Source organism: uncultured Solobacterium sp., from assembly GCF_963550625.1.
In the GTDB taxonomy this organism is placed as follows: Bacteria; Bacillota_I; Bacilli_A; order Erysipelotrichales; family Erysipelotrichaceae; genus Bulleidia.
Window position 1 is genome coordinate 59405 of sequence record NZ_CAUVCV010000008.1, and the last position, 6655, is coordinate 66059.

Sequence of the window (6655 nt, forward strand, 5' to 3'; positions counted from 1 at the left end):
ACAGGCTTTTTCTTATGCAACTTCTTCTAATAATGATGCCCATCTTTCCTCTAGATGTGCTAATTCATTATGAATATCATCAATATCTTGATCTAAGTCATTCATCTTTTGATAATCTTGATAATAATCTGGTTCAAATCGTAGCTCACGCATTTCTTCTAACTCTGCTTCCTTTTCTGTAATCAAGCGTTCTAGTTTCGCAATCTCACGACGACGAGCTTCTGGAGACAACGCCCTCTTTACTTCCTTTTTATTAATAGTTTCATCATTTGATGGTTTGACTTCTTTGACTTGTAATGGTTGTTGGTTCATGTATTCATCGTAAGTTTGATTTACAAATTGACAACCATCATTACTAAGAATTAATAAACCTGTTGCCATCTGCTGAATAAAGTAACGGTCATGTGAAACAAATAATATTGAACCAGTAAATCCTTTTAAGGATAACTCCAGTGCTTCTTTTCCTGGAATGTCCAAGTGGTTTGTAGGTTCATCCAGTATTAACATGTTTGCATGTTGTAATAATAGTTTTACGAAAGAGAGTCGTACCTTTTCTCCACCTGATAAAACATCAACTGTTTTAAATACATCATCCGCAGAGAATAAGAATTGTCCTAATACACTTCGAACAGTTGTTCGATCTAAATCAGGATACTCATCCCAAACTTCTTCTAGTACTGTTTTACCAGAAGAGAATTGTGCAAGCTGCTGATCAAAGTATCCCTGTTCAATTTGATGACCAAACAAGAAACTACCAGATAAAGCAGGTACAATATTCATTAACGTCTTCACAAACGTTGATTTTCCAGTACCGTTTGGACCGATAATCGCAATCCTATCTCCACGGCGCATCTTCATTGATATTGTTGTAAGAACATGGTCATATCCAATCGCAAGATTTTCAACTTCCAGCACTTTCTCACCACCCTTTACGCGTGGTGTAAACTTGGCATGGAATGTTTTATCATCTGTCTGATCAACTTCAATACGATCCATACGTTCCAAGTATTTAATTTTAGATTGTGCAAAAGCTGCTTTATTCTTTTTATAACGGAACTTTTCTATTAACGCCTCTAAACGTTGAATATCTTTCTGTTGTCTTGCATATGCGGATTGTTGGCGTTCAATATCATTTTCACGTTGAATGACATAGTTGGAATAATTACCCGGATAGCGCTTCATCTTTCCGTATTCCATATTATATACAACATCTACTGTATGATCTAAAAACATACGGTCATGCGATACAATTACGACTGCCTTTGGATAATTCTTTACATATCCTTCCAACCACTCAATCGCATCAATATCAAGATGGTTTGTAGGCTCATCTAACAATAAGATATCCGGTTTTGATAAAAGTAGTTTTACAAATGCGATACGTGTTTTTTGTCCACCAGAGAATTCTCCAATTTTCTTTTGAAGATCTTCAATCGGAAATCCAAAACGTGTAAAGACTGTTTTCATCTCCGATTCCCAATGATACCCATTCATCGCTTCAAACTGTTCTTGAACCGTTGCGTATTGCGCAAGAATCTTTTCACTCGCATCTATTTCCATTTGCTTTTCTAATTCATGCATTCTTGCTTGCATGGCAAATACAGGTTCATATATAAGACGTAACTCTTCTTCGACCGTTCTTTCATCATGTGGTAATACCTTCTGTGATAAGTACCCAATGACCGTATTATTCTGTTGTGAAATCGTCCCTTTATCAAATTGTTCTTCCCCACACATACAGCGTAAAAAGGTTGTTTTACCACAACCGTTTCTGCCAACAAGGGCAATCTTCTCTGTGCCTTTAATCTCAAAATTAACATCTTCAAAGATTGTATCGACGCCATAATATTTTGAGGCTTTACTAACTTGATATAACATCGTTACCTCCATAAAAATGGAAGTGGCAGCCGTTTGCATTACCACTCCCATATCGTTATTTCTTTTAGAAGTTTAAGTTTCGTGGTGTTCTTGCGAAAGGAATAACGTCACGAATATTTTCCATACCTGTAATATACATTACTAAGCGTTCAAATCCTAAACCGAAACCTGCGTGTTGGCAACCACCATATCTACGTAAGTCGAGATACCATTGGTAACCTTCTGTATTCATGCCTAGAGCTTCCATCTTCTTTTCAAGAATATCAAGTCTTTCCTCACGTTGGCTTCCTCCAACAAGTTCACCAACACCTGGCACTAATAAGTCACATGCAGCTACTGTCTTACCATCATCATTACGACGCATGTAGAATGCCTTAATTTCTTCTGGGTAGTCAATTAAGAATGTAGGACCCTTAACAACCTTTTCTGTAATGTAACGTTCATGCTCTGTGTTTAAATCCATACCCCAGTGAATGTTGTTATTTTCAAACTTTACATCTGCATTCTTTAAAATTTCGATTGCTTCTGTATATGGTAAACGCTTAAAACTTGAAGTTCTTACATGCTCAAGACGTTCTAGTAGAGATGTATCAATTCTTTCATTAAAGAACGCAAGCTCTTCTGGACACATTTCCATAACATAGTTAATACAGTACTTTAACATGTCTTCAATAACATCCATACTGTAATCTAAATCTGCAAATGCCATTTCTGGTTCAATCATCCAGAACTCAGCCGCGTGTGTTGTTGTATTTGAGTTTTCAGCACGGAATGTTGGTCCAAATGTATAGATATCTCTAAATGCCATCGCATACGCTTCAGCTTGTAACTGTCCAGATACAGTTAGTGAAGCATGCTTTCCAAAGAAGTCTTCTTCATAGTTTCCATCTTGACGTGTTGTAACTGTAAATGTTTCGCCTGCACCTTCCGCATCAGCACCTGTAATAATTGGTGTATGAACATATACAAATCCCTGATCTTGGAAGAATTGGTGTATTGCCATCGCTAGTACTGAACGAACTCTAAACACAGCAGAGAACGTATTTGTACGAGGTCTTAAATGACCAATCTCACGTAAGTACTCAAATGTATGTCTCTTCTTCTGCAAAGGATATGTGCTATCACATTCACCTTCCAAATTGATTTCGGTTGCCTGAATTTCAAATGGCTGAGAAGCTTCTGGTGTTAATATAAATTTACCAACAACAGAAATTGCTGTTCCTGTTAAGTACTTGGCAACTTCAGCGTAATTAGAAAGAGTATCAGAAGAATATACAATCTGTGCATTCTTAAAGAATGTTCCATCATTTAAGGCAATAAAAGATACATTCTTACCAGCACGGTTTGTACGAACCCATCCCTGTAATTGGATAAAATCCAACTGGTCTAGTTCTAGTGTTGTTCCATCTTTCGCCAACTGATATAGTTCGCGGATACTCATTTCTGTAGGCATACTTATTCAATCTCCATTCTTATTTCTACATTAGTTATTCATTGCGTTGGTTTCAAATACCAATTCCTGAATGCTCGATACGACATCCACATGTCGTACATATACTCCTGATGGAACTGAGAAATGTTCCATCGCAAAACTCACAAATCCTTGTATACCATGTGCTACCAATAGATCTACTGTCTTCTGTACATCTTGTGAGATACACAAAATAGCGATACGGCAGCCTTCCGGCATCTTTTCAGCAATCTCATCCATACCATATACAGGTACTGATGATTTCTTTACATTTTCTGGGTGTAAATCAAATGCACAAACAATTTCACCGACAATATGGTTCCAATGGTTGTAGTTTAATAACGCTTTTCCAAGGTTACCAGCACCGACAAGAATAATCTTCTCATCAAAATTTACACCAAGCTGATTAGAGAAAATACTAATTAAATCTTCTACGTTATAACCATAACCCTGCTTACCAAGGTTTCCTAAAAAACTAAAGTCACGACGAATTGTTGTTGACTCGATAGATACATAGTCAGCCAATTCTCTTGACATAATTCTGTTTATCCCATCCGCATGTAGTTTACGCAATGCTTTTAAATAGACAGGATATCGTTGTAATGTTGCCTTTGGCACTTTCTTTTCGCTCATATTTATCACCGTTCTCTATTTTAACATTATTTGTGAAAAATTTGCTAAATTTTATTCTTCACCCGGCATCATGAGTCCTGGATCTGCTGCTGCAGAGAGGTCTCCAAACAGTCCATGTTGATATGCTACGTAACCTACTGCACCAATCATGGCCGCATTATCTGTACAACAATACATTGGTGGAATGACTAACTGTACATCTGGATATGCTTGCATCTTCTCTGTAATTAACTGTCTTAATCTTGAGTTTGCTGCTACACCACCTGCAAGTACTAACATCTTTGGTTTTAAGTCTTCTACAGCCTGTAAGGTCTTTCCTGTTAGTTGCCCTAACGCTGTTTCCTGGAAGGCATACGCAACATCTTCCTTAATAATTTCATTACCTGCTTTTTCCTCCCGTTGAATTAACTGTAATACAGCAGTCTTCAATCCAGAAAAACTAAAGTCATACACACCATCGGTCTTTGGAGAAGGAAGTTTGTAATGTTCCTTGCCTTCTTTTGCCATACGATCAATCACTGGTCCACCAGGATAACCTGTACCTAAAACGCGTGATACTTTATCATACGCTTCACCAATCGCATCATCCTGTGTTGTACCGATAACCTTATAATCCCAATCGTTTTCCATATAAACAAGCTGAGAATGCCCACCCGAAATAACTAGCGCTAGTAATGGGAATTTCATATCTGCCACAAAATTATTTGCCCAGATATGACCTGTCATATGGTTAATTGGTATTAATGGTTTGTGGAATGTCCAAGCAATTGTCTTTGCTGCTTGTACACCAACATGTAAAGAGCCAATCAAACCAGGCCCTTGCGTATACGCAATCGCATCAATAGCATCCATTGTAAGATTTGCTTTCTTTAAAGCTTCATCAATCACTGTTGAGATATTTTCAACATGGATACGGCTAGCGACTTCTGGTACGACACCACCATATTGTGTATGAACATTAATCTGTGATGATACGATATTTGATAGAATTTCTTTTCCATCTTTAATAATCGCACATGCTGTTTCATCACAGCTTGATTCTAATGCTAAAATCAATGTCATTTATAAACCTCCTAAGGGTTTAATCATAAGATATGCATTCTCGCCATCCTCATAATAATTCTTGCGAGTATTTACCGTAATAAACCCATTTTTTTCATAGAATTGGATTGCACGCTTGTTTGAGACACGTACTTCCAATGTCATATTCTCACACTCTTTTTCAATTGCTTTCTGAAGAGCTTTATTCAATAGTTGTTGTCCAATACCTTGTTTTTGATTTGCAGGACAAACTGCAATATTGGCAAGTTGTGCCTGTTCATAAGTAATCCACCAATCAATATATCCAATAATCGTTTGATTCTCTTCAAATACCAACAAGTTTGAGAACGGATTCTCCAAAAGTTCATAGCGGAATTGTTCCATAGTCCAACCACCCTTTGGAAAACAAATATTTTCAAGATCTACGACTTGCACTAGATCTGTTTCTACCATCTTTCGAATCATCACTTATTAATGTTATATGCATCTGATGACTTTAAATATTCTGGTACAACCAAATGCACATTCTCTGCTTTCTGCCATTCATCTTTTAATAGTAAGAAGTTTTGAGCCATATTTGGATAATATGTATCTTTTCCAAACAAATGACCATCGCCAATAATCTTTTCATCACATACTATATTTTCAAGATCAGCGATGTATTCAACTCTTTCTTCTTCAATTGCCTGACCATTTTTATATGCGCAAGTATATACGCGTTTACCACGTGCATCTAATACAACACGACACTCTTCCATTCCCGCATACAACAACATTGTAGGAAGTGTATATAAAGGTTTGTTTGTCATGGAGCAGAATACCTTCGCAATTGTCATTGCGATGCGAACACCAGTATAACTACCTGGTCCCTTTGTAATGACAATCTGATCAATGTCATCACTCTTTAACAATAACTTCGATAACATCTCTTCAAGCTTAGGGAAAATTTCTTCAGATTGATGTTTCCAGCATTCTTCCTGTACTTCACCAATAATTTCATCATCACGAATTAATGCAAGTGATAAATAGATATGACTTGTATCCATACATAAAGTAATCATGCTAGAACCTCCAATAAGTCTTCATACTGCTTTCCAATCGCATGGAAAGTAAATTCACGATCTCCATTATCTAATAACTGAATTGAAATCTTCAAATGTTCCTCAGGAACTAAATCAGGACTAAATTGTGACCATTCAATAACAGTTAATCCTTCGTCATTTAAATATTCATCAAAGCCTAAATCCTGATGTATACCTTCCAAACGATATGCATCAATATGATTTAGTAATAATCTACCATGATAAATTTTTTGAATTGTAAATGTAGGACTAGTAACACTACGGGAAATATCTAAGCCTCTAGCAATACCCTGCGTTAAACATGTCTTACCCGCACCTAAATCACCATCTAATAGGATGACCATAGCTGCTTCACTATGTTTACCAATCTTAGAACCAAGTTCTCTTGTTTCATCAGCTGATTTTGTTATTAATCTTAATTCATTCATATAGAAAACCTCACCAAATCATTATAATACGATTTATGAAAAGCGCTATAAGTCAGCACTAACTTTACATAAAAAGTATAAAAAAAGGGAGAGCGATGGAAAACCATGCTCTCGATGACCCG

The 6655-nt window shown here is 36.6% G+C and carries 7 protein-coding genes; all 7 read right to left on the reverse strand.

The features are described 5' to 3' along the window. Positions 1-12: 12 nt before the first annotated feature. Complete coding sequence (gene abc-f / locus RYK16_RS05800) at positions 13-1878, reverse strand: ribosomal protection-like ABC-F family protein (RefSeq protein ID WP_314851326.1); 1866 nt, start codon at positions 1876-1878, stop codon at positions 13-15. A 64-nt stretch (positions 1879-1942) separates the two neighbouring features. Continuing rightward, positions 1943-3331: an asparagine--tRNA ligase gene (asnS, locus tag RYK16_RS05805; protein ID WP_314851327.1), complete on the reverse strand. Its 1389-nt coding sequence runs from the start codon at positions 3329-3331 to the stop codon at positions 1943-1945. Between the two features lie 30 nt (positions 3332-3361). Then, a complete protein-coding gene (locus tag RYK16_RS05810) occupies positions 3362-3982 on the reverse strand; it encodes a redox-sensing transcriptional repressor Rex (RefSeq protein WP_294208314.1) in 621 nt (206 codons plus the stop codon). A gap of 51 nt (positions 3983-4033) precedes the next feature. Continuing rightward, entirely contained in the window at positions 4034-5044 is a 1011-nt protein-coding gene (gene tsaD, locus RYK16_RS05815) for a tRNA (adenosine(37)-N6)-threonylcarbamoyltransferase complex transferase subunit TsaD (protein ID WP_314851328.1), read from the reverse strand. Then, positions 5045-5476 carry a ribosomal protein S18-alanine N-acetyltransferase gene (rimI, locus tag RYK16_RS05820; RefSeq protein WP_314851329.1) on the reverse strand — a complete coding sequence of 144 codons (432 nt, stop codon included), beginning with the start codon at positions 5474-5476 and terminating at the stop codon, positions 5045-5047. Positions 5477-5487: 11 nt separating this feature from the next. Next, complete coding sequence (gene tsaB / locus RYK16_RS05825; RefSeq protein ID WP_314851330.1) at positions 5488-6084, reverse strand: tRNA (adenosine(37)-N6)-threonylcarbamoyltransferase complex dimerization subunit type 1 TsaB; 597 nt, start codon at positions 6082-6084, stop codon at positions 5488-5490. Next, a complete protein-coding gene (gene tsaE, locus RYK16_RS05830) occupies positions 6081-6533 on the reverse strand; it encodes a tRNA (adenosine(37)-N6)-threonylcarbamoyltransferase complex ATPase subunit type 1 TsaE (RefSeq protein WP_314851331.1) in 453 nt (150 codons plus the stop codon). The genes tsaB and tsaE overlap by 4 nt, the downstream gene beginning before the upstream one ends. Positions 6534-6655 lie beyond the last annotated feature (122 nt).

Bases quoted from the DNA above. Each gene is read 5' to 3' on its own strand.
- tsaE (WP_314851331.1), bottom strand. From the start codon at position 6,533: ATGAATGAATTAAGATTAATAACAAAATCAGCTGATGAAACAAGAGAA.
- rimI (WP_314851329.1), bottom strand. From the start codon at position 5,476: ATGGTAGAAACAGATCTAGTGCAAGTCGTAGATCTTGAAAATATTTGT.
- asnS (WP_314851327.1), bottom strand. From the start codon at position 3,331: ATGCCTACAGAAATGAGTATCCGCGAACTATATCAGTTGGCGAAAGAT.
- tsaB (WP_314851330.1), bottom strand. From the start codon at position 6,084: ATGATTACTTTATGTATGGATACAAGTCATATCTATTTATCACTTGCA.
- RYK16_RS05810 (WP_294208314.1), bottom strand. From the start codon at position 3,982: ATGAGCGAAAAGAAAGTGCCAAAGGCAACATTACAACGATATCCTGTC.
- tsaD (WP_314851328.1), bottom strand. From the start codon at position 5,044: ATGACATTGATTTTAGCATTAGAATCAAGCTGTGATGAAACAGCATGT.
- abc-f (WP_314851326.1), bottom strand. From the start codon at position 1,878: ATGTTATATCAAGTTAGTAAAGCCTCAAAATATTATGGCGTCGATACA.